Raw genomic sequence first — 22,435 nt, 5'->3', positions numbered from 1 at the left:
CACTAAATTACTATCTGCTTAGTGCCTTAACAGGAGGTGCAAACTTGGTCAGGTCGATACCCACCACAGCGGCCTTATACTCATCCATACTAGGAATGCGGCCCAAAATAGCCGACAGTACCACAACCGGTGTCGATGCCAGCAACGACTCTCCCTTTTTACGTTCCGAATCTTCCACGACCCTTCCCTGGAACAGACGCGTCGAAGTAGCCATTACGGTATCCCCTTTCGCGGCTTTTTCCTGGTTACCCATGCAAAGGTTACAGCCCGGACGTTCGAGGTACATCATATTTTCGTATTCCGTACGTGCAGCAACTTTCGGTGCATTGTCGTCGAATTCGAAGCCGGAGTATTTCTGCAACACATCCCAGTCTCCTTCGGTTTTGAGCTCTTCAATAATATTATAGGTAGGGGCAGCTACCACCAGCGGTGCATGGAACTCAACCTTCCCCTGTTGTTCTTCCAGGTTTTTAAGCATTTGAGAAACAATCTTCAAATCGCCTTTGTGAACCATACATGAACCTACAAAGCCAAGATCTACCTTTTTATCGTCGCCGTAATAGGAAATAGGACGGATTGTGTCGTGGGTATATCGTTTGGAAACGTCTTTGTTGTTAACGTCCGGGTCGGCGATCATAGGCTCAACGATCGCGTCGAGGTCAATCACCACTTCTGCGTAATATTTTGCATTCGCATCCGGCGCAAGAGCAGGTTTTTCACCTGATTTAATCTCCGCAATGCGCTTGTCCGCCTTGTTGATCAAGCCCTGTAGAACCTGCTTGTGGTTATCCATGCCTTTATCGATCATGATCTGGATCCTGTTTTTCGCGATTTCCAGAGATTCGATCAGCGTGTCGTCTTCCGAAATACAGATAGAAGCCTTAGCCTTCATTTCAGCAGTCCAATCGGTGAAAGTAAACGCCTGGTCAGCAGGCAGTGTTCCGATATGAACCTCGATGATACGTCCCTGGAATACGTTCTCACCGCCAAATTGCTGCAACATCTGTGCCTGGGTGGCATGAACCACATCGCGGAAGTCCATGTGCTCTTTCATGCTACCCTTGAAAGTCACTTTCACGGATTCGGGGATTGGCATGGATGCTTCACCGGTAGCCAGCGCTAATGCAACGGTTCCGGAGTCGGCACCGAACGCTACGCCTTTGGACATCCTTGTGTGGGAGTCGCCGCCGATGATGATGGCCCATTCGTCGACGGTAATGTCGTTCAATACCTTATGAATTACGTCGGTCATGGAGTGGTATTCTCCTTTCGGGTCCCGAGCGGTGATGAGGCCGAAGTCGTTCATGAACTTCATCAGTTTCGGGATGTTGGCTTGCGCTTTTTTATCCCAAACCGATGCCGTATGGCAGCCCGACTGGTATGCGCCATCCACGATCGGCGAGATCACGGTAGCCGCCATCGATTCGAGCTCCTGTGCCGTCATCAAACCCGTCGTATCCTGCGAACCGACGATATTGACTTCTACACGAACATCCGAACCGGCATGCAGCACTTTGCCTGGCGTTACACCTACCGCATTTTTATTGAAGATTTTCTCTACCGCAGTCAAACCTTGTCCTTCATTGGAAATCTCTTTGGAAGGAGCAAACACAGGCGTTGGTTCAATGCCCAGGATTTTCGCTGCGACTGTCTGGATTTTTTTACCAAATACGATAGCGTATGATCCACCGGCTCTGATAAATTCTTTCTTCTGAGGCGTCAGGGCTTTCGAAATATCGATCAGCTCCTTTTCGCCATTGTAAAGTTTCTTTGTTTGGGTATTGATGGTCAAAACAGTGCCCGTCGCTACGGAGTAAACTTCCTCCAAAACAGGGTCACCGTTTTCGTTACGGACCACATTACCGTCCGCGTCCACCTTTTTGACCCAGTTTTTAAGGTCGATACCGATACCGCCGGTAACGTCTACCGTCGTAAGGAAGATCGGAGAAATACCATTCGTACCACCCACGATCGGAGCAATATTCACGAACGGAACATATGGGCTTGCCTGCCTGCCAGTCCAGAGTGCCACGTTGTTCACTCCCGACATCCTGGATGAACCAACACCCATGGTACCCTTCTCGGCGATGAGCATGACGCTCTTGCCAGGGTGCTCTGCCTGCAAAGCCCTGATTTCCTGCTGTGCTTTCGGAGTGATCATGCATTGGCCGTGCAATTCGCGGTCGGAGCGTGAATGGGCCTGGTTACCGGGAGAAAGCAAATCGGTGGAAATATCACCTTCGCCCGCAATATAAGTAACGACCTGGATCTCCTCCGGAAGCTCGGGAAGCTTCGTGAAGAATTCAGCTTTGGCGTAGCTTTCCAGAATGTCTTTGGCGATTTCGTTGCCGTTTTTGAATGCCTCTTTCAGACGGTCGGTGTCGGCATCATAAAGGAAAACCTGTGTTTTAAGCACCTCTGCCGCCGACTTTGCGATAGAAAGGTCGTCGCCCAGGGCGAGGTCAAGCAATACTTCAATGGAAGGGCCGCCTTTCATATGCGACAACAGCTCAAATGCAAAGGCAGGTGATATTTCTGCTACTACGGATTCTCCCAGGATGATTTCCTTCAAAAACCTGGCTTTCACACCAGCTGCACTTGTAGTTCCTGGTAAGGTGTTGTAAATGAAAAATTTAAGAGAGTCTTCCCGATGCACGTTTGCTGTATCCTTGATCTGTGCGATGATTTCTCCCAGCAATTCGGCACCATCAATCGGCTTCGGGTGAAGCCCCTGGGTCTTTCTTTCTTCAATCTCGTTAATGTAGTCCTGATAGATATTCATGATGAAATCTTTTCAATGTTAAAGGCAATATCTGTTGTCAATAAAACGGGCGAAAGTACGAAATTACAGAATATACGGAGGCATTCCGTCCGATTTTCCCTACTATTTAAAACCAGTATATTCTAATCGTACATTTAGATAACCCCCGTCCAATTTTTTTTGTTCTGACAACCTGTATATTGAAGAAATAATTTGAAATACCCCCTTCGGGAGGTGTAGTAACGCGTTCTGTTTTTCAATCAGCTTTTATTTGCGCTTTGATTTTTTCTCGGATTGTGCCCTATATTTGGACATTCAAAGTGCTACCAGGTCCCTTAAATCGAAAGTTATGTCAAAAAATCTGGTGATCGTAGAGTCACCGGCGAAGGCCAAAACCATTGAAAGTTACCTTGGGCAGGATTTCACTGTCAAGTCCAGTTTCGGACATGTTCGTGACCTCCCGGAACACGATATGGGTGTTGATGTTGAACATGGTTTCCAACCCTCTTACGAAATCTCCTCCGATAAAGTCAAAGTCATTTCAGAGCTCAAAAAACTGGCAAAAGATGCAGAAGTATGGCTCGCGACCGATGATGACCGCGAGGGAGAAGCTATCTCCTGGCATTTGAAAGAAGCTCTTGGGCTTCCAGACGATACCAAGCGGATCGTATTTCGTGAGATTACCAAAACCGCTCTGCGGAATGCCATCGAAAAGCCGCGGACCATCGACACAGCCCTGGTAGACGCCCAACAGGCACGCCGAATCCTCGACCGCCTGGTGGGTTATGAACTTTCACCGGTGCTTTGGAAAAAAATCCGCATTGGAAAATCGAACCTTTCGGCCGGCCGGGTACAATCGGTGGCCGTACGTATAATAGTAGAGCGGGAAAGGGAAATCGATGCTTTCAAAAGCAAAAGCAGCTTTAAGGTCACTGCGCATTTCGATCTCGGCAACGGAAAAGTATTGAATGCGGAACTGGCCAAGAACTTTCCTACCGAACAGGAAGCGTATCAGTTTCTGGAAAAATGTATCGGGGCTGAATTCTCGATCCGTAATCTTGAAGTAAAACCTGCTAAAAAAACACCTGCACCGCCATTTACAACTTCTACACTACAACAGGAAGCATCCCGCAAGCTGAGTTTTTCGGTCGCGCAGACGATGACCGTCGCACAGCGCCTGTACGAAGCCGGTAAGATTTCCTACATGCGTACCGACTCTACCAACCTTTCGGAAGAAGCGCTTGATAAGTCAAAGCAGCAGATCACGAAAGAATACGGGGACGAATATTATAATCGCCGTATATTCAAAACCAAGTCCGAATCGGCGCAAGAGGCACACGAAGCTATCCGTCCTACCGATTTCTCAACGCTGGTAGGCAGCAGTGACCGCAATGAGCAACGCCTGTACGAGCTGATCTGGAAGCGCGCCATCGCATCGCAGATGTCGGACGCCCAATTGGAGCGTACCACTGCCACTATCGGCATTTCGACCACCTCGGAAGAGCTGGTAGCACAAGGTGAAGTGATCAAATTCGAAGGGTTCCTGAAAGTGTACCTCGAATCCAGCGATGACGAAGGTGATGAAGAACAAAAAGGAATGCTTCCGCCGCTGAACATCGGTCAGGTATTGAAACTGGCTGATATGAAAGCGACAGAGCGGTTTACCCGCAACCCGCCACGCTATACCGAGGCGAGTCTGGTGAAAAAACTCGAAGAAATGGGGATCGGCCGCCCGTCTACTTACGCACCGACGATCTCGACAATTCTGAAACGGGAATACATTGTCAAAGAGGACCGTCCGGGCGTTGAAAGGGAATTTAAGGAACTGACCCTTGCCAACGATCAGATCAAGAGCAAGGTAAATAAAGAAATATATGGTTCGGAGAAGGCTAAACTCTTCCCTACCAGCACCGGAATGGTCGTTAACGACTTCCTGGTGAGCCATTTTCAGGACATTGTCGATTATTCGTTTACAGCGAGCGTAGAAAAGGATTTTGACCATATTGCCGAAGGCCAACTGGGCTGGCAACAGATGATCAAAAATTTCTATACGCCGTTCCAGAAGAAAGTCGCCGAAGCGCGCGAAGAAGCGATCGACAAGAGCCTTACTTCCCGCGACCTGGGCGAAGATCCGGCCACCGGCAAAAAAGTATCGGTAAGAATCGGGAAATACGGTCCGTACGTGCAGATAGGCGACGTGGAAGATGAAGAAAAACCGCGTTTCGCCAGCTTGCAGAAAGGCCAGCTGATGGAGACCATCACTTTGGAAGAGGCATTTGAACTATTCAAACTGCCTCGCCAGGTTGGGTTCTTCGAAGACAAGGAAATGGTCGTGAACGTCGGTAAATTCGGTCCCTACGTGAAGCACGACGGCAAATATTACTCGCTGGCCAAAACGGATGATCCCATGGCCGTCACCGAGGAACGTTTGATTGAAATTATTGAAGAAAAGCGCTTACAGGATTCCAACCGCACGATCAAGGAATTTGCGGAAGATCCTGAGGCAAAAGTCCTGAATGGACGGTACGGGCCTTACATTGCTTTTGGAAAGAAGAATGTGAAAATTCCGAAAGGTACCGAGCCGGCATCGCTGACTTACGACCAGGTGCTGAAACTGGCCGCCGAAACACCGGACAAACCGGCCGGACGCGGAGCCAAAAAAGCTGCTCCCGCAAAGGCGCCTGCCGCCAAGAAGCCAGCTGCTAAAAAAGTAACAAAAAAAGGTTAACACACATAAAACGAAGAAGCCCATGAAAAAACTGGTTGTACTTTCCGGAGCAGGGATCAGCGCTGAGAGCGGGATCAGTACTTTTAGAGATAATAATGGGCTTTGGGATAATTACCGCATTGAGGACGTCGCTACGCCCGAAGCCTGGATTCGTAACCAGGAGTTGGTACTGGATTTCTATAACCAGCGCCGGAAACAAGCGGCGGATGTGAAGCCTAATGCGGCACATTACGCATTGGCGGAACTGGAAAAGCATTTCGACGTGACGATCGTGACGCAGAACGTCGATAACCTGCATGAAATCGCCGGCTCGACGAAAGTGATCCATTTGCATGGGGAACTTTTCAAATCGCGGAGCACGAAAGATCCGAAACTGGTTTATGAAATGACCGGCTGGGAGCTGAAAACGGGCGATCTGTGCGAGTTAGGTAGCCAATTACGGCCGCATATCGTGTGGTTTGGCGAAGAGGTTCCCATGATGGAAGTAGCCGTGGATGTGACCGAGCAGGCGGATATGTTCCTGGTGATCGGCACATCCCTTGCCGTTTACCCTGCTGCCGGGCTCGTTCATTATGTCCCCATCGGCAAACGTATTTACATTGTGGATCCGAATAAGCCGGACATTACTTTAAAATCCAATATGGTTTTCATCCAGGAAAAAGCCACGACGGGAATGCAAACTTTGATCAAGAAATATTTACTACCTGAATAATCAATGCAACTACTCGACGGGAAAGCTATTTCTTCCCAAATAAAATCTGAAATAAAGGCCGAGGTTGAACAATGGGTCGCCGGCGGTGGCAAAAAACCGCATTTGGCAGCGATACTCGTGGGCCAGGATGGTGCAAGCGAAACTTACGTAGCCTCCAAAATCCGCAGCTGCGAAGAAATCGGGTTCACCTCCACCCTGCTGCGTTTCGAAGCCGACATTACCGAAGCCCAGCTTCTCGAAGCCGTAGAATCACTGAACAACGATCCCGATGTAGACGGTTTTATCGTACAGCTGCCGCTACCAAAACACATTTCTGAAAACACAGTGATGGAAGCCGTAAACCCTGCGAAAGACGTGGACGGTTTCCACCCGATTAACGTCGGCAGAATGTGCAAGGGATTGCCTGCTTACATTTCCGCGACGCCCTTTGGCATCCTCGAAATGCTGATCCGCGCAGGAATCGAAACGAGCGGCAAACATTGTGTGGTAATCGGCCGTAGCCAGATCGTAGGTCTGCCGATGAGCATTCTCATGCAGCGCAATACCTACCCGGGTAACTGCACCGTAACGATCACGCACAGCAAAACACAAAACCTGAAAGAGATCTGCCAGTCGGCCGACATCCTGATCGTGGCGTTGGGCCGTCCGGAATTCGTGAAGGCTGACTACATCAAAGAAGGTGCGGTTGTAGTGGACGTAGGCATTACCCGCGTCGCGGACGCTACCAAAAAGAGCGGCTTCTCGATCAAAGGCGATGTCGATTTCAACGATGTGGCACCGAAATCAAGCTACATTACGCCCGTTCCCGGTGGTGTGGGACTAATGACCATCTGCGGTTTGCTGACCAACACGTTTAAAGCAGCTAAGAAGGAAATTTATAAATAGGCTGTCAGCTGTCGGCCATCGGCTGTCGGCTTTTGTTTAAGGTTTTAATAACTAGACATTAGCAGTCAGCGTTGCCAAAATGCAGTTTTGCAAAAGCCGACTGCCGGTAGCCGATGGCCGAAGTAAAAAATGCCGGAACGTCAGGATTTGCTTAAATCCTGACGTTCCGGCATTTTCACATTAAATATTTCAAAAAAAAGTTGCTCAATTCGTTTTTTACTAAAAGATTTGTCAATTAGTAGGCAGTTTGAACGGATCGGTTGTACTATGAGCATCGTCAGCAACAACATCAAGTATCTTAGAAGGCTGAACGGCCTGACGCAGGAACAGTTTGCCCGTAAGATAGCGATCAAGAGATCGTTACTGGGAGCTTACGAGGAAGCAAGGGCCAATCCTAATCTTACTAATCTCAAAAACATGGCCGCTGCCTTCGGGGTTAGCGTTGACAATTTGCTAAAAAATGATCTGCGTAAGCTAAGGGAAACCCCGGAAATGTCGCTCCCGCTCACAACCTCGCGCCAAATGACGGTTTCGCATTCGGGCATGCCGCAGCCCACGCCTACGCGCACGCCCGGGTACACAGAGCCGCAGCCATTATCCAAGATCATTGAAACGTATCAGCAACCCGAGCAGCCTTTGAGGCAGGTTTCGCGGCAGATCAATTTGAAGCCGGTTAGCGGCGAAATGCAGACAGCGCCTCAGCCAACTGCGGCCCAACCTGTTCAGCAATTTAATGCTGCCAACCCACAGGCGGTACCGTATAACCAGCCCCAACCGAATGGACCACGGTCAGCTCAGCAAGAGGTTTTTCGGCCACAGGCAATGCCGCAGCCCAATACGGGTTTACCGACTTTTAATAACCAGTATCAGACCCCGCAATTCAATGCGGCGGTGGAGCAGCCCGCGCAGCACTTTCCAACCATCCAATGGGTAGCACGCAACAAGCAGGCCGAATACATCGCCAACTTCCAAAATCCGGGCTATCTGAACTCGCTGCCGCTTTTCCAGTTGCCGAATCTGCCGTCCGGCTACTACCGTGCCTTTGAAAGCGGCGAGGACTTCACCTACCCTGGTTCCATTCTGGTGGGTACATTCATTCGCAATTGGTATGATATCAAGGACGGCATGCAGTATATTTTCCTGCTACGGAACCATGGATTGATTTACAGAAATGTATTCAATCAGGTGAAAACAGCGGGGGTTTTGCTGCTTACTTCGGACAATGCGGAGATTGCGGAACTGGAAATCCCTTTACAGGATGTGCTGGAAGTATGGGAAGTGAAGGCATTCGTAAGCGTGCAAATGCCTGTACCTCAGCCTTCACTCGAAAGAGTGGCCCAGCTCGTCGACGAATTGCAGATGGAGCTGAACCAGTATCGTCAGTAATTACTTTGAAAGGGTGTTGAACAATGCCTCGATCTTGGCAAGGTCTCTGCTTTTGGAGGTAGTTTCAAGCACGGCCACTCCTATCTGGTACCACAGACCGTCACCGGCAGTAATGTATTTCCCTTTCTTGGAAGGCTTGCTCTCCGATGCATTATCGGGTACGAATTCAGCTTTGTAAATCGTGTCCATTATTTTTTGCAACTGGTTCCAATCCAGTTTACGGGCCGCACCTGCATTCTTGCTTAATGTAAATTCCTTTTTCCCAAAAGAAGCTTTCAGGTCGATGGTCGTTTTGTGGTCGTTATCGATGTCGATGTAAGTAAGCTCAAACGGCTTTTCACGGCCGCCGGTTTCGAAAATGGCCTGCATCATTTCCTGCAAAAAGTACGACCAGCGCTCCTTATCGACCGGGTAAATCGTTACCCGTTTATCGTTTTCGTCGAGTTCGATTTCAATGAAATCCTCGAACTCGCTTTCTTCGCGTTTGCGAATGATTTTAGAAGATGCTAAGATGTCCTGAAACTCATTGATCCAGACCGCCGGCAAACTGCCTTTCCATTTGTAATCATCATCTGTCGAAAAACCTTCGTCAAAGATTTCGTCCTCCGTCAGCTCTTCGCGGTCATTGTAAACAATATCAAAATCCACGCGCAAGTCCTGTGCCGATTGAATGTCCATTTTCAAAGTGTAAAAATGGGCAAACGGTGCCGGGACAACGGGAGCAGTCTGAAAGCGAATAATGTACTGACCTGGTATTTGAAGATTCTTATCCATTCGAAGATTTTAAAAACTGTTGAAATGTGCCGCGTTTGTCGATCTTGTCGGTGGCTGTTTTAGCAAACGCTTTTGCAAAGTAAATATGTTTCGGGTTCTCATAGGTCGAAACGCGGCTTCTAATTTCTGCCGGAAGCTTCGCTACGTGCTCCTCGCGCAGCCTGTCTTCAACCACCAACACAAGCTTCTGCCCCAGTTTTTCGTCCGGCTCCCACCAGCAGAAAAATGCATTTGGAATACCCAAGTCATGAAAAACCCGCGCAATCCGCTGGTCTGTTTGATCCAACACAATTTTCACACCACCGGAATTGATCACGTTATCCATCCGCCCTATCCATTGAAATGCATTACCGCTTATCTCTACAAGATCATTAGTCTGCACCTTTTGTCCATCGGTAACAGCCCCGGAAACAAACAGGCAGCCACGCTCGTCGGTACCAAAGGAAATTCCGGGCAGAAACACGTATGAATTGCTCGCCTCCGCCCCATTCAACGCCTTCAATGCAACGTGGGAAACGGTTTCTGTCATACCATAGCTTTGGAAAACGGGAACGTTCAAACCTCTGATGCGGTCTGCCAACGCCAGGTTGACCGGCGCACCGCCGAGGAGTACCTTACCCAGCTTACTCACCTGGTCAGCCGTCGCCGCATTTTCCAGGACCGCCTGCAATTGCATCGGGACCATTGCCACAAAGTCGAAATCCACAGTATCCAGGCCGTTCAGCGGGTTAGAGGTAGGCTCTGTAACGGTCAATTCCCAATCCAGCTCCAATCCCCGGACAAGCATCATCAGTCCGGCAATGTACCCCACGTTCAGGCATACGAGTGCCCGCGTGCCGCTCCCCAGCGCCAACGCCTTGCCCGTCATGGCCGCGCTTGCTTCCAGTTGCCTGCGCGTGACGGTAATAGGCTTGGGCATGCCCGTGGAGCCGGAAGTATGAAGCACAAATTCCCGGTCTCCTGCGAGCCATTTTCCCATAAAGTCGTAAGCCTGTGCGAAATAGGGATTTCGCGGCCTTTTCTGCGTTTGCCAATGCGTTTTGCCGGTTGTCCAGATCATACCTGTGATTTCTGCGAATTCATTGTTCCTGGCTGTGAATAGCCGTTTTTAATCCGATGGAAAGTTATTCATTTGTTTTTGAACGTAACCCAAACAATGAGTAATTTCGCGCATTCAGGCGGTGCGCAATGGTTACATTTCACGCTGGCGTCGCATGCCGCGCATTGCATTTATTTCAATTTTACCAATCTGATTTATGTCCAGTACAGTTCAATGGGAAACCATTAAAGAATACGAAGAAATTCTCTTTACACTTCACGAAGGAATTGCCAAAATCAGCATCAACCGTCCGCACAAGCACAATGCGTTCACGCCGCTCACGGTAACCGAAATGATCGACGCGATGCACATTTGCCGCGAAGATCCGCGGATCGACGTCATTATCCTGACTGGTGAGGGTGGTAAGGCATTCTGCTCCGGCGGCGACCAGTCGGTACGCGGCCACGGCGGCTACATCGGCGACGACCACGTCCCGCGTTTGAACGTGCTCGACCTTCAAAAAATGATCCGTTCCATTCCAAAGGCCGTTATTGCGATGGTAGCGGGCTGGGCGATAGGCGGCGGTCACGTGTTGCATGTCATCTGCGATATTTCGATCGCAGCCGACAACGCTCGTTTCGGACAAACCGGCCCGAAAGTCGGTAGCTTTGACGGCGGCTTCGGCGCCTCTTACCTCGCCCGCGTGGTTGGCCAGAAAAAAGCACGTGAAATATGGTTCCTCTGCGACCAGTACGACGCCGACGAAGCGTTGCAAATGGGCCTGGTGAACAAAGTCGTTCCTTTAGAGCAACTGGAGACGGTGACTTTGGAATGGGCGAAGAAAATCCAGGAAAAAAGCCCGCTGTCTATCCGTATGCTCAAAAGCGCATTCAATGCGGAGCTCGACGGGCAGGCCGGTATCCAGGAGCTCGCCGGTAATGCGACATTGCTTTACTATCTCAGCGAGGAAGCCAAAGAAGGCCAGCGCTCGTTTTTGGAAAAAAGGAAACCTGATTTCAGCAAATTCCCGAAATTCCCTTGATTTAGTCGGGAAAGATTAACATTTTAACTCACATCAATACAAAAACTCATTGAATGAACCATTGGCTCGTAAAATCAGAACCGTTTAAATACTCCTGGGACCACCTCGTTGCCGAGGGGGAAGGCATGTGGGACGGCGTCCGTAATTACGCTGCCCGCAACAACCTGATGGCGATGAAAGTGGGCGATCCCGTGCTGTTTTACCACAGCAACGAAGGCAAGGAGGTCGTTGGACTGGCCAAGGTTTCGAAGGAACATTACCCCGACCCTACTACCGAAGAACCGGGATGGGTTGTGGTGAACCTCGTTCCCGTTGAGAAGTTCCCGAACACCGTTACGCTTGCACAGATCAAGAAGGACGAACTCCTGAAGCAAATGGACCTGGTCCGTTTGTCGCGGCTGTCGGTAGTACCGGTGAAACGCGAAGAATTCGACCATATCGTTGCCCTGGCACATGACAAAAAATAAGCGATCCGTTTTTCGGCTGGTCTTACCGTTACTCTTCCTGGGCGTTCTCGGTGCGCCGGTTTTCGCCCAGGGAGTGAAGCGGATTGAACTTCCTTTGCCCGGTAACACCGCCTACCAGGCTGTTCCGTTGGGTAAACAGGGCGTACTGCTCATTTCCAAGCCCGACAAAGGCACGTTCAATGTCCAGAAATTCGATACGAACCTCGAACGGGTATGGTCCATCGACGGGCCGATCGAATCGAACCTCGATTACATCGCTTCCTCCTACGACGGGCAGGCCGTTTTTCTGCTTTTCAGCAAATACCGGAGCTCTTTATATCAAATTGTGAAGGTAAATGTTGGCCCCGGCTTCGTGGAGACTTTTACAATTAATACCGTCGATCGGTTTGAGATCACGGATTTCAAAACGCTGGGCTATTCCGTTTTTATGGCCGGTATGGTGCGTAACGAGCCGGTTTTGATCTACACCCAGCTTACTACCCAGCAAACCAGGGTACTACCTTCGGCCATCAAAGGTTCCAACGCCATTCAGACCGTCGAAGTGGACACTGCACAGCATTTGGTGAATGTTTGTTTTGCGGTTAAAAAGGGGCGCCAGACCAAAATCGTAGCGCGTTCCTATGAAGAAACCGGAGAACTTTACACGCAGGTAAGTGTAGAGCCGGAAGATGATTTCTCATTACTAAGCGGCCGTTTGCAGGTTTTGAACGACTCCGTTCGCATTGTGATCGGCACTTACGGATATCGTAATATGCAGAGCAGTACCGTCGCAGCCTCGCAGGGACTGTATATCAGCAAGATCGTCGGCGACGAAACGGTTTTCACCAAATACCACAGTTTTACCGATTTCAAAAACTTCTTCAACTTCCTGAGCGAACGCCAGCAGGAGAAGATGGAAAAGCGTATACGCAAGAAAAAGGAAAGCGGCGACGATCTGAAACTGAACTACCGGCTTCTCGTGCATGATATTATACCTAAAACCAGCAACTTCCTCCTGGTGGCCGAAGTGTTCTATCCCGAATACCGCTACCAGAACCCGAGTATGATGGGCGGTTTCAATTACGGATACGGCGGCTACGGCTATCCGTTCGGTATGGGGCTTTACAATCCTTATCTCTGGAACCCGATGTACGGCGGCCGCGGTTACAACTCGCAGGTGTTCGATGGGTTCACATACACACACGCGGTCGTTGCGGATGTCGACCAGAACGGGAACCTGCTTTGGGACAACAGTATTAGTTTCGACAATGTAAAAAGCATGGAGTTGAAGGAAAAGATTAAGGTCCAAACCTTCACCAACGGCAATTCCAAACTGATTTACAGCCACAACGGCGCCATTCGCAGCAAGATCATCAAAGGCAACCAGGTGATCGACAGTGACCGCGTAATCCCGAACGAAACCTACGTGGAAGGGGATAAAGTCCGCAAAACCAGCACCGATGATATCGACTACTGGTACGACAATTTCTATCTCGCCTGGGGCGAACAACGTATTGTGAATGCTGCCGGCGACCCGAACACGAGGGGAAGACGGAATGTGTTTTATTTGAACAAAATTGCTTATTAGGACTTCGGCTGTCGGCTATCGCCCGTCGGCTTTCCTCCGGCTCACTTTAATAATTTATAACTAAAAAAAGGCCGACGGCCGAAAGCCGAAAGCCGAAGTACACCTTGATACTACTTTCACCAGACCAACATACCGATTACCAACTGATCGACAGCGGCGGATTTGAAAAACTCGAAAAATTCGGCCCGTATGTCCTTTCACGTCCTGAACCGCAGGCCATTTGGGACAAATCTCTTTCCGAAGCCGAATGGGACAAGCGCTCGAATGCGATTTTCAAAAAGGATAAAAACTCACAAGAAAAGGGTCAATGGATCACCAAAGGCGATATGCCGGATAAATGGGTGTTCCAATACCGCACGAAAGAGCTCCATTTGCGTACCAAGCTCGCATTGTCTTCATTCAAGCATGTGGGCGTGTTTCCGGAGCAGGCTACCAACTGGGATTTCATCGCCCGGACTTTGAAACAGATGCCGGAGGAAAAACCTTCGGTATTGAACCTCTTTGCCTATACCGGCATTGCATCGCTGGCCGCAAAGGCTGCGGGCGCGGACGTGACGCACGTGGATTCGGTGAAGCAGGTAATCAGCTGGTCACGCGAGAATATGGAGCTGAGCGGGTTGAGCAATATCCGCTGGGTGGTGGAAGACGCATTGAAATTCGTGCAGCGTGAGGTACGCCGCGGCAATAAATATAATGGCCTGATCCTCGACCCTCCTGCATACGGACGCGGCCCGGATGGCGAAAAATGGTTGCTGGAAGAGAGTTTGAATGAACTACTCCGGCTTTGTGCGCAGTTATTAAAGGAAAAGAACTTCTTTTTTATCATTAACCTGTACTCGCTGGGTTTCTCCGCGTTAATCGTGGAGAACCTGATCAAGACGCATTTCGGGACGGAGATCAAACACGAGTTCGGCGAACTGTTCATTCCCGATTCGTTTGGCAAGAAGCTGCCGTTGGGTGTGTTTTCGCGTTTTTCAGATCAGAATGTTTAGAGGCGAATGAAGTCTGACAAGCTGAAATATTTACCATTTGCATGCCTCATCGCATTGGGTGGGCTCGAACAATCGTGCCAGAGCGACGCGCGCACATCCACGCGCATACCGCCCGTGATCAAAAAAGGCAAGGCACAATGGCAAAACGATGCGTTGCTGTCGCTGACCGACCTGATCAACCGCGGCATCGATTCCGACGTGAATTATTTCAAAAGGGCACGCATTTACTTCGAACGCGAACAGTATTCGGAGGCGCTCGATGACATCAATGAGTCGATTTACGAGCAGGATAATGTAAGTGAGTACTTTCTCCTGCGGGGTAAAATCAACCGCGAGTTGGGCAAGATTGACAATGCACTGGAAGACGCGCAACGTGCCGAGGCATTGCAGCAAAGCAGCCCCGAGCTGTATGTTTTGCTGGCAGACATTTTACAAGCCAAGAACCGTTTCGGTGAGGCAGCCGGCTATCTGAACCAGGCATTGCGGATGGCCCCCTATGATGGTTCTGCTTACTATGTAAAAGGCATGTTGCAAGCCAAGCAAGGCGACTCGCTTGCGAGCTTGTCGAGCCTGAATTACGCGATGAACGTCAATCCGCGACTGTTGCGCGCTTACGAGCAAGGCACGATGATCAACCTCAAATTGAAAAACACGGCCGAAGCACTCGCTATCAACGAAAGAGCGCTGAAACGCTTCCCCGAGCGTGCAAGCCTGTTTTTCGAAAGGGGCGAAATCCTGAATGCATTGGCGCAGCCGGATACCGCTTTGATCTTCTACCAAAAAGCGGTGGCGATCCAGCCCGATTATGACGAGGCGCTCAACCAGCTGGCCACGGTAGCCATGCAGCTCCGCGCCTACCCGCAGGCCATCCCGGCGTTGAAAACGCTTTTAAGAAAGAAACCGAAGTCGAAGGAGATCAACAATATGCTGGGTTACGCCTATGAAAAAAGCGGTGAGCTCGATGTTGCGAAGACCTACTACGAAACTGCATTGACCATCGCCCCGGGCGACCAGGACGCGCGCTACGGCATGTACCGCATCCGGAAAATCGAGTCGGAAGGACTTTACCCTTCCTACTATCCTGAGGAAAATACCAACCCGGGCTACAAATTACTCGATACGGCGCGGGTTAAAATTAATATTATCCAACCCCGTGGTACTACAAATATCCGCGTGGACTCATCGCGCAAAGCTAAAATTGAATAGCTTTGTGTTTTGCGGCCTGCCGCATTGCCATTGAACCATAGTCACAGAATTATTTTTTTGAATGAAAGACGAGTCTCAAGTAAAAATTACCCTGCCCGATGGTAGCGAACGTTTTTACCCAAAAGGGGTAACCGCTCTCGAAATCGCGCTCAGTATCAGTGAAGGGCTTGCACGGAATGTGATAGCCGCCAAAGTCAACAATGAAGTCTGGGACCCTACGCGCCAGATCACGGAGGACTCCCTGGTAAAACTGCTGACGTGGAACGACGAGGATGGTAAAGCTACATTCTGGCACTCTTCGGCCCACTTGCTGGCCGAGGCATTGGAAGCGCTGTATCCGGGCATTAAATTCGGTACGGGGCCTTCGATCGAAAAGGGCTTTTACTATGACGTGGACTTGGGCGGGCAGAGCATTTCACAGGAGGACTTTCCGAAAATCGAAGCGAAAATGCTGGAACTCGCGCGCCAGAAAAATGAATATATCCGCAAGCCGATCAGCAAGGCCGAAGCCATCGACTATTTTACCAAAAAGGGCGATGAATATAAGCTAGAACTAATCGACGGACTGGAAGACGGCTCCATTACATTGTACGAGCAAGGCGGTTTCACCGACCTTTGCCGAGGGCCGCATATCCCGAATACCGGTTTCATCAAAGCCGCCAAACTGACCAACATAGCAGGCGCATACTGGCGTAACAAGCAGGAAAACAAAATGTTGACCCGCATTTACGGCATTACTTTTCCAAAACAAAAAGAGTTGGAAGAATATGTGACCCTGATGGAAGAAGCGAAAAAGCGTGACCACCGTCGTTTGGGTAAGGAGTTGGAACTTTTTGCATTCTCTGAAAAAGTAGGACAAGGTTTGCCATTGTGGTTGCCGAAAGGTGCGATGCTTCGTGAGCGCTTGCAGGCGTTCCTGAGCAAGGCACAGTCGCGCGCGGGTTACACGCCGGTGATCACCCCGCACATTGGGAGCAAGGACTTGTACGTGACCTCGGGCCACTGGGATAAATATGGCAAGGACTCGTTCCAACCCATCAAAACCCCTAACCTCGGCGAAGAGTACATGCTCAAACCGATGAACTGTCCGCACCACTGCGAGATTTACAAGACTTCCCCCCGCTCCTACAAAGACCTGCCATTGCGGTTCTCGGAGTTCGGTACCGTTTACCGTTATGAGCAAAGCGGCGAGTTGCATGGGCTCACACGCGTGCGTGGGTTCACGCAGGACGATGCGCACATTTTCTGCCGTCCCGACCAGGTAAAGGAAGAATTCATCCGTGTGATCGACCTGGTATTGTATGTGTTCAAATCACTTGGATTCGACGATTACAGCGCGCAGATCTCTTTGCGTGATCCGAACAACAAGGAGAAATATATCGGTAAGGACGAAGATTGGGAAAAAGCGGAAAGTGCGATTATCGAAGCGGCTGCCGAACGCGGCCTGAGCACTGTAACCGAATTGGGCGAAGCCGCATTCTACGGTCCTAAGCTCGACTTCATGGTGCGTGACGCATTGGGACGTAAATGGCAGTTGGGTACCATCCAGGTGGATTACCAGCTTCCTCAGCGTTTCCAATTGGAATACACCGGCTCCGATAACCAGAAGCACCGTCCGGTAATGATCCACCGTGCGCCATTCGGTTCGATGGAACGCTTCACCGCGATCCTGATCGAAAACACCGCGGGCCAGTTCCCGTTGTGGCTTTCGCCCGACCAGATTGCGATATTGCCGATCTCCGAGAAATTCGCTGATTATGCAGAAGATGTATTCTTCCAGTTGCAGGATCACGACATTCGCGGCTTTGTGGATCACCGTGATGAGAAGATCGGACGCAAGATCCGCGATGCGGAAGTTACCAAAGTGCCTTTCATGCTCATCGTAGGCGAGAAGGAAGCAGCCGAAGGAAAGCTTTCCGTACGCCGCAAAGGTGAAGGTGATTTGGGAAGTATGACGATCGATGAATTCATCGCGTTTTTCAAAAAGGAAGCCGCCATTGCTTGATGTTTTTGTAAGATTTTAGTATTATTCCAGCAATAAGGCACTATTTTTGTGGAGCTAGTGTTAATTTTTTCGATTTCCACCAAAAACAAAAAAACACCAATACAAATTATATGGCATTAAGACCCCCTAGTGGACGGTTAAGAGTTCCCGAAGAACCTTATAAAATTAACGAAAGAATTACAGCAAAAGAAGTGCGATTGGTCGGCGAAAACATTGAGCCGGGCATCGTGGATATCAATACAGCCCGCGCGATAGCAAAGGCACAAGGGCTTGATCTCGTGGAGATTGCGCCAACGGCAGTTCCGCCGGTCTGCAAAGTAGTTGACTACTCCAAGTTCAAATACGAGCAGAAAAAGAAACAAAAGGAGATCAAGGCGAAAGCGCAGAAGGTGGTTATCAAGGAAATCCGTTTCGGCCCGAACACGGATGATCACGACTTCGATTTCAAATTAAAGCATGCGACTAACTTCCTTAAAGAAGGTTCGAAAGTAAAAGCATACGTGCATTTCGTGGGACGTACAATCGTTTTCAAAGAGCGTGGTGTGAATCTTTTGAAGAAATTTTCCGAAGCATTGGCAGATTACGGCAAGCTGGAAATGGAACCTAAACTGGAAGGAAAACGGATGACGATCATCCTTGCCCCTGCGCCTGCAAAAGGCAAATAATAAGCTGATTCATCAAGCATATTACATAGAAAATCGTGTTTTCGGCTTCGCGCTGGGGACACGATTTTATTTTTATGTAAAATTTCACTAATTTTGCGCGCTGTTTTATATTTTATCAACTATTAGTTTTTTTGAATCATGCCTAAAATGAAAACCAACTCTGGGGCTAAAAAGCGTTTCGCGCTGACTGGCACCGGGAAAATCAAACGTAAGCACGCTTTCCACAGCCACATCCTGACCAAAAAATCAAACAAGCGCAAGCGTGGTTTGGTGAAGACTGGTCTGATCGATGAGTCTAACGAGAAGCAAGTATTGGCAATGCTTCGGAAATAATCCGTAAAAGCCAATTCAGAAATTAAATTCTGGTTTTTTGTTCAACCCGATAAAAGGCATTTAAGTCTCAGCAGAGCGCCGATTATCAAAAACAGTTAAATTATGCCACGTTCAGTAAATCACGTAGCGTCACGTGCAAGACGTAAAAAAGTTTTAAAACTTGCGAAAGGCTATTTCGGCCGTCGCAAAAATGTATGGACCGTTGCCAAGAACGCCGTTGAGCGCGGTTTGGCTTACGCATACGAAGGCCGTAAACAGAAAAAACGCAACTTCCGCGCGTTGTGGATCCAGCGTATCAACGCAGGAACCCGTCAGCACGGATTGTCTTATTCTGCTTTCATCGGCAAACTTAATGCAAAAGGCATCGAGCTGAACAGGAAAGTTCTGGCGGATCTCGCGATGAACCATCCTGACGCATTCAAAGCGATCGTTGATCAAGTAAAATAAAACAGCATCCCGCCTCTCCGGCGGGATTTTTTTTGCATAAAATTTGGATATTGCAGGTGGTAATCAACTCTCGTACCTCAAAACCAAATAGAAATGCTGGAACAACTCTTCGACCTCGTACAACAAAATTCCCAACAATCGGTGATAAACAACCCTGACGTTCCCAACGAACACAATCAGGAAGTGATTAATACCCTCACCAGTTCCATTACCGGAGGTTTGCAGGAACAAGTGCAAAGCGGCAACATCAGCGGATTGCTCGGCCTCTTCGGCGGCGAAAGCGGCACTTCGGCAGCTTCACTTCTCAACAATCCGATCGTAGCATCCATCGCCACGAACGCCGTCGGTGCCATCGTTCAAAAATTCGGATTGAACAGCCAGGTTGCAGGTAACATCGTCAACTCGGTATTGCCGGGTGTGTTGGGTGCCGTGATTGGCCAATTCAATGGACAGGGCGGTGCCGGTAGCGCCGGGGCTGGTAACGGCTTCGATCTCGGCTCGCTCATTCAGATGGGTGGCGGCCTTTTCGGCGGCGGCAATGACCAACAGGGCAAATCGGCTCCCGGCGGTATCGACCTCGGCGGCATGTTGGGCGGGCTCTTCGGAGGAAAGTAATTGCAAAGATTCATTATCTGATAAAACAAGGGCTTTAAAACGATAGTACATTTGCACAAAACAATGTACTATCGTAAAGGCCCTTTTTCTTTTTCCTAACTCACCTAACCATGGACTCAAGAAGAGAATTTATCCGGAAAGCCACCATGCTCACAGGAGCAGCCGGATTGTTCAGCACCCTACCCGCTTCGATTCAGAAAGCATTGGCTATTAACCCGCCTAAGGGCACAACCTGGAAGGACGCCGAGCACGTGGTGATCCTAATGCAGGAAAACCGCTCTTTCGACCATTCCTACGGAACACTCCGCGGTGTGCGCGGCTTTAATGACCCACGAGCCATTACCCTTCCGAACAAAAATCTCGTGTGGCTGCAAACCAATGCATCCGGAGAGACATATGTACCCTTCCGCCTGAATATTAAGGAATCCAAAGCCACCTGGATGGGCTCCCTCCCGCATTCATGGCCGAACCAAGTGGACGCGCGCAACGACGGCAAGTATGACAAATGGCTCATTGCCAAGCAGCCCGGCAATAAGGATTATGCCAAAATGCCTTTGACCCAAGGCTTTTATAATCGGGAGGATATTCCTTTCTACTATGCGATGGCCGACGCATTTACGGTTTGTGATCAGAACTTCTGCTCGTCGCTGACCGGTACGACCCCCAACCGTCTCTACCTCTGGTCGGGTACTGTCCGTGAGAATACCGACCCTAACAAGCATTATGCGAACATTCGCAACGAAAATGTGACGGACGATCACGAAGCTTCGTGGACAACATTTCCCGAGAGGTTGGAAGACAACGGAATTTCGTGGCGGATTTACCAGAATGAGTTGAGCATCAATACCGGCTTCACGGGTGAAGAAGAAGCATGGCTTGCCAATTTCACCGACAACCCGATCGAGTGGTTCAGCCAGTACAATATTCGTTACCACACAGGTTACCAGCGCTATCTCAAGGAACGCCAGCAAATGCTGCCCGGCGAAATCGAAGAAGCGCAAACGAAACTGAAATCGCTTTCGGGTAAAGAGGCTGCGGATCTTGAAAAAGTTTTAAAAGAAAAACGCGCGCTGCTGAAACTTGCCAATGAGGAATTGATCCGTTGGAGCCCCGAAAAGTTCGAAAAGCTCTCACAGCGCCAGAAAAATATCCATAATAAGGCATTTACCATCAATAAGAATGACCCTGACTACCGGAAGATCACCACGGTAAAATACCAGGATGGCGACATCGAACATGAGGCCAAGGCCCCGATGGGCGACGTACTCCACCAGTTCCGCTCCGATGTAAAAACCGGTGCATTGCCGACGGTCTCCTGGCTGGTAGCTCCCGAAAATTTCTCCGATCACCCCGGGGCACCGTGGTATGGTGCATGGTATGTTTCGGAAGTGATCGATATCCTGACCGCCGATCCCGAGGTTTGGAAAAAGACAATTTTCATTCTCTGCTACGACGAAAACGACGGCTATTTCGACCACGTCCCGCCGTATGTAGTACCTAATCCATATAAGGAAGACACCGGCGCTGTTTCGGCGGGCATCGACTGCAAGACGGAATTCGTGACTTTGGAGCAGGACATGCAGAAGAAAAAGAAAGAAGAGTGCCGCGAAAGCCCCATCGGCCTCGGCTATCGGGTACCGCTGATCGTCGCTTCGCCCTGGAACCGCGGTGGGAATGTATGCTCCGAAGTATTCGACCATACTTCCATTTTGCAATTCCTCGAAAAATTTGTGAGCCTGAAATCGGGTAAGCAGGTGAAAGAAACGAACATTACCGAGTGGCGACGTACTATTTGTGGCGACCTTACTTCCACTTTCACTCCTTACGACGGCCAGGAAATCAAGCTGCCGACATTCGTAGAAAGGACGGAGTTCATGGAAAGCATTTTCAATGCAAAATTCAAGAAACTTCCGAACGGCTACAAAGCATTGTCTAAAAGCGAGATCGACGAGGTGAATGCCGACCCGCTTACCTCTCCTATTTTGCCAAATCAGGAAAAAGGAACGCGGCCAGCGTGTGCCATCCCGTATGAATTATATGCCGACGGAGCCTTCAACTCTGCCAAAAATGCATTTGAAATTAAGCTGGAAGCCAGAAATGGCATATTTCGCGACAAATCCGCCGGTTCGCCATTTATCGTGTACGCCCCGGGAAAATACAAAAATGAGCATGTCAAAGTCTGGAACTATGCGGTGAAAGCCGGCGACGCCCTCACCGGCTCCTGGAATCCTGCCGATTTTGAAAACCAGCATTATCATTTGAAGGTATACGGTCCGAACGGCTTCTTCCGGGAATACAGCGGCAATAAAGAAAACAGTTTTTTGAAGATAGAATGCGCCTATCAGCTCGACCGTAGCAAAAAACCGACCGGCCATATCGAATTGAGGATCAGCAACCTGCATCCAGGCCAGAAGGCTGTACTGAAGGTTACCGACAACGCTTATGGAACTGCTGTCCAAACCATTACGCTCGAAAAAGCGCCCGCAGGTACAAAATCACGCAAGACTATCGTGCTGAACCTGGCAAAAAGTTTCAACTGGTACGATTTCACCATCGCCGTCGAAGGTGCGGAGAATGCGTTCTCGCGGTTTGCGGGGCATGTTGAAACCGGTGCTACAAGTCAGAGCGACCCTTATATGGGCCAAATGCTGAGCTGATACCTATCCACCGTCAGGCCATCTTTTGGCCTGACACTTTGTCATTTCCGTTTTATAGGACAGTTGCTGGTACGGGGTTTTTAATAAAACTCCCAGTGACCGGCTGAATGGCGCCCGAGCGCTCCCGGCAGGTCTGAAGTCCAGAATCAAATCA

At 49.6% G+C, this 22,435-nt stretch carries 18 protein-coding genes; 15 read left to right on the top strand and 3 right to left on the bottom strand.

The features are described from left to right. Nucleotides 1-10: 10 nt before the first annotated feature. Nucleotides 11-2,782, bottom strand: a complete 2,772-nt coding sequence (locus ACQ4MZ_RS20810; protein ID WP_430848075.1) for a bifunctional aconitate hydratase 2/2-methylisocitrate dehydratase — start codon at nucleotides 2,780-2,782, stop codon at nucleotides 11-13. 328 nt (nucleotides 2,783-3,110) lie between these two features. Here ACQ4MZ_RS20810 and topA point away from each other — a divergent pair, with 328 nt between their 5' ends. The 4 genes from topA (at nucleotide 3,111) to ACQ4MZ_RS20790 (ending at nucleotide 8,472) form a co-directional block, all read left to right on the top strand. Beyond that, nucleotides 3,111-5,489, top strand: coding sequence for a type I DNA topoisomerase (topA, locus tag ACQ4MZ_RS20805; RefSeq protein WP_430848073.1), 2,379 nt, complete (start codon nucleotides 3,111-3,113; stop codon nucleotides 5,487-5,489). 22 nt (nucleotides 5,490-5,511) lie between these two features. Continuing rightward, nucleotides 5,512-6,201, top strand: coding sequence for an SIR2 family NAD-dependent protein deacylase (locus ACQ4MZ_RS20800; RefSeq protein ID WP_430848071.1), 690 nt, complete (start codon nucleotides 5,512-5,514; stop codon nucleotides 6,199-6,201). A gap of 3 nt (nucleotides 6,202-6,204) precedes the next feature. Continuing rightward, on the top strand, nucleotides 6,205-7,086 hold the full coding sequence (locus ACQ4MZ_RS20795; RefSeq protein ID WP_106598327.1) for a bifunctional 5,10-methylenetetrahydrofolate dehydrogenase/5,10-methenyltetrahydrofolate cyclohydrolase: 882 nt from the start codon (nucleotides 6,205-6,207) through the stop codon (nucleotides 7,084-7,086). 267 nt (nucleotides 7,087-7,353) lie between these two features. Beyond that, nucleotides 7,354-8,472: a helix-turn-helix domain-containing protein gene (locus tag ACQ4MZ_RS20790; RefSeq protein ID WP_430848069.1), complete on the top strand. Its 1,119-nt coding sequence runs from the start codon at nucleotides 7,354-7,356 to the stop codon at nucleotides 8,470-8,472. On the opposite strand, the gene ACQ4MZ_RS20785 is transcribed toward ACQ4MZ_RS20790, so the two are convergent. After that, the gene (locus ACQ4MZ_RS20785; protein ID WP_430848067.1) at nucleotides 8,473-9,246 is read right to left on the bottom strand and encodes a hypothetical protein; all 774 of its coding nucleotides are present in this window, start codon (nucleotides 9,244-9,246) and stop codon (nucleotides 8,473-8,475) included. Next, complete coding sequence (locus tag ACQ4MZ_RS20780; RefSeq protein WP_430848065.1) at nucleotides 9,239-10,306, bottom strand: AMP-binding protein; 1,068 nt, start codon at nucleotides 10,304-10,306, stop codon at nucleotides 9,239-9,241. Before ACQ4MZ_RS20780 ends, ACQ4MZ_RS20785 begins: the two co-directional genes overlap by 8 nt. Nucleotides 10,307-10,502: 196 nt before the next feature. On the opposite strand from ACQ4MZ_RS20780, the gene menB reads away from it, so the two are divergent. The 11 genes from menB (at nucleotide 10,503) to ACQ4MZ_RS20725 (ending at nucleotide 22,281) form a co-directional block, all read left to right on the top strand. Next, on the top strand, nucleotides 10,503-11,327 hold the full coding sequence (menB, locus tag ACQ4MZ_RS20775) for a 1,4-dihydroxy-2-naphthoyl-CoA synthase (RefSeq protein ID WP_106598331.1): 825 nt from the start codon (nucleotides 10,503-10,505) through the stop codon (nucleotides 11,325-11,327). Between the two features lie 53 nt (nucleotides 11,328-11,380). Next, nucleotides 11,381-11,794: an EVE domain-containing protein gene (locus ACQ4MZ_RS20770; protein WP_309983649.1), complete on the top strand. Its 414-nt coding sequence runs from the start codon at nucleotides 11,381-11,383 to the stop codon at nucleotides 11,792-11,794. Further along, nucleotides 11,781-13,361 (top strand): hypothetical protein, encoded by a 1,581-nt coding sequence (locus tag ACQ4MZ_RS20765; RefSeq protein WP_430848062.1) that lies wholly within the window; start codon nucleotides 11,781-11,783, stop codon nucleotides 13,359-13,361. The genes ACQ4MZ_RS20770 and ACQ4MZ_RS20765 overlap by 14 nt, the downstream gene beginning before the upstream one ends. A gap of 104 nt (nucleotides 13,362-13,465) precedes the next feature. Next, the gene (locus ACQ4MZ_RS20760; protein WP_430848060.1) at nucleotides 13,466-14,353 is read left to right on the top strand and encodes a class I SAM-dependent methyltransferase; all 888 of its coding nucleotides are present in this window, start codon (nucleotides 13,466-13,468) and stop codon (nucleotides 14,351-14,353) included. Between the two features lie 6 nt (nucleotides 14,354-14,359). After that, nucleotides 14,360-15,559, top strand: coding sequence for a tetratricopeptide repeat protein (locus ACQ4MZ_RS20755; RefSeq protein ID WP_430848058.1), 1,200 nt, complete (start codon nucleotides 14,360-14,362; stop codon nucleotides 15,557-15,559). Between the two features lie 61 nt (nucleotides 15,560-15,620). Beyond that, nucleotides 15,621-17,564: a threonine--tRNA ligase gene (gene thrS / locus ACQ4MZ_RS20750; RefSeq protein WP_430848056.1), complete on the top strand. Its 1,944-nt coding sequence runs from the start codon at nucleotides 15,621-15,623 to the stop codon at nucleotides 17,562-17,564. A 110-nt stretch (nucleotides 17,565-17,674) separates the two neighbouring features. Next, a complete protein-coding gene (infC, locus tag ACQ4MZ_RS20745) occupies nucleotides 17,675-18,229 on the top strand; it encodes a translation initiation factor IF-3 (RefSeq protein ID WP_430848054.1) in 555 nt (184 codons plus the stop codon). A gap of 138 nt (nucleotides 18,230-18,367) precedes the next feature. Next, nucleotides 18,368-18,562, top strand: a complete 195-nt coding sequence (rpmI, locus tag ACQ4MZ_RS20740; RefSeq protein ID WP_015810726.1) for a 50S ribosomal protein L35 — start codon at nucleotides 18,368-18,370, stop codon at nucleotides 18,560-18,562. A 102-nt stretch (nucleotides 18,563-18,664) separates the two neighbouring features. Further along, the gene (gene rplT / locus ACQ4MZ_RS20735) at nucleotides 18,665-19,009 is read left to right on the top strand and encodes a 50S ribosomal protein L20 (RefSeq protein WP_015810727.1); all 345 of its coding nucleotides are present in this window, start codon (nucleotides 18,665-18,667) and stop codon (nucleotides 19,007-19,009) included. Nucleotides 19,010-19,102: 93 nt separating this feature from the next. Then, nucleotides 19,103-19,624, top strand: coding sequence for a hypothetical protein (locus ACQ4MZ_RS20730; RefSeq protein WP_430848051.1), 522 nt, complete (start codon nucleotides 19,103-19,105; stop codon nucleotides 19,622-19,624). Between the two features lie 110 nt (nucleotides 19,625-19,734). Further along, nucleotides 19,735-22,281 carry a phosphocholine-specific phospholipase C gene (locus ACQ4MZ_RS20725; protein ID WP_430848049.1) on the top strand — a complete coding sequence of 849 codons (2,547 nt, stop codon included), beginning with the start codon at nucleotides 19,735-19,737 and terminating at the stop codon, nucleotides 22,279-22,281. The last annotated feature ends 154 nt before the right edge of the window (nucleotides 22,282-22,435 follow it).

This window comes from Dyadobacter sp. BHUBP1 (assembly GCF_050587785.1).
Taxonomy (GTDB): Bacteria; Bacteroidota; Bacteroidia; order Cytophagales; family Spirosomataceae; genus Dyadobacter.
This window is presented reverse-complemented; position numbering and strand designations above follow the sequence as displayed.

What these genes read in the sequence shown, in the direction of transcription:
- rpmI (WP_015810726.1), top strand. Translation starts at nt 18,368, where the DNA reads ATGCCTAAAATGAAAACCAACTCTGGGGCTAAAAAGCGTTTCGCGCTG.
- ACQ4MZ_RS20800 (WP_430848071.1), top strand. Translation starts at nt 5,512, where the DNA reads ATGAAAAAACTGGTTGTACTTTCCGGAGCAGGGATCAGCGCTGAGAGC.
- rplT (WP_015810727.1), top strand. Translation starts at nt 18,665, where the DNA reads ATGCCACGTTCAGTAAATCACGTAGCGTCACGTGCAAGACGTAAAAAA.
- ACQ4MZ_RS20725 (WP_430848049.1), top strand. Translation starts at nt 19,735, where the DNA reads ATGGACTCAAGAAGAGAATTTATCCGGAAAGCCACCATGCTCACAGGA.
- ACQ4MZ_RS20795 (WP_106598327.1), top strand. Translation starts at nt 6,205, where the DNA reads ATGCAACTACTCGACGGGAAAGCTATTTCTTCCCAAATAAAATCTGAA.
- ACQ4MZ_RS20755 (WP_430848058.1), top strand. Translation starts at nt 14,360, where the DNA reads ATGAAGTCTGACAAGCTGAAATATTTACCATTTGCATGCCTCATCGCA.
- ACQ4MZ_RS20765 (WP_430848062.1), top strand. Translation starts at nt 11,781, where the DNA reads ATGACAAAAAATAAGCGATCCGTTTTTCGGCTGGTCTTACCGTTACTC.
- topA (WP_430848073.1), top strand. Translation starts at nt 3,111, where the DNA reads ATGTCAAAAAATCTGGTGATCGTAGAGTCACCGGCGAAGGCCAAAACC.
- ACQ4MZ_RS20770 (WP_309983649.1), top strand. Translation starts at nt 11,381, where the DNA reads ATGAACCATTGGCTCGTAAAATCAGAACCGTTTAAATACTCCTGGGAC.
- thrS (WP_430848056.1), top strand. Translation starts at nt 15,621, where the DNA reads ATGAAAGACGAGTCTCAAGTAAAAATTACCCTGCCCGATGGTAGCGAA.
- ACQ4MZ_RS20730 (WP_430848051.1), top strand. Translation starts at nt 19,103, where the DNA reads ATGCTGGAACAACTCTTCGACCTCGTACAACAAAATTCCCAACAATCG.
- ACQ4MZ_RS20780 (WP_430848065.1), bottom strand. Translation starts at nt 10,306, where the DNA reads ATGATCTGGACAACCGGCAAAACGCATTGGCAAACGCAGAAAAGGCCG.
- menB (WP_106598331.1), top strand. Translation starts at nt 10,503, where the DNA reads ATGTCCAGTACAGTTCAATGGGAAACCATTAAAGAATACGAAGAAATT.
- infC (WP_430848054.1), top strand. Translation starts at nt 17,675, where the DNA reads ATGGCATTAAGACCCCCTAGTGGACGGTTAAGAGTTCCCGAAGAACCT.
- ACQ4MZ_RS20785 (WP_430848067.1), bottom strand. Translation starts at nt 9,246, where the DNA reads ATGGATAAGAATCTTCAAATACCAGGTCAGTACATTATTCGCTTTCAG.
- ACQ4MZ_RS20810 (WP_430848075.1), bottom strand. Translation starts at nt 2,782, where the DNA reads ATGAATATCTATCAGGACTACATTAACGAGATTGAAGAAAGAAAGACC.
- ACQ4MZ_RS20790 (WP_430848069.1), top strand. Translation starts at nt 7,354, where the DNA reads ATGAGCATCGTCAGCAACAACATCAAGTATCTTAGAAGGCTGAACGGC.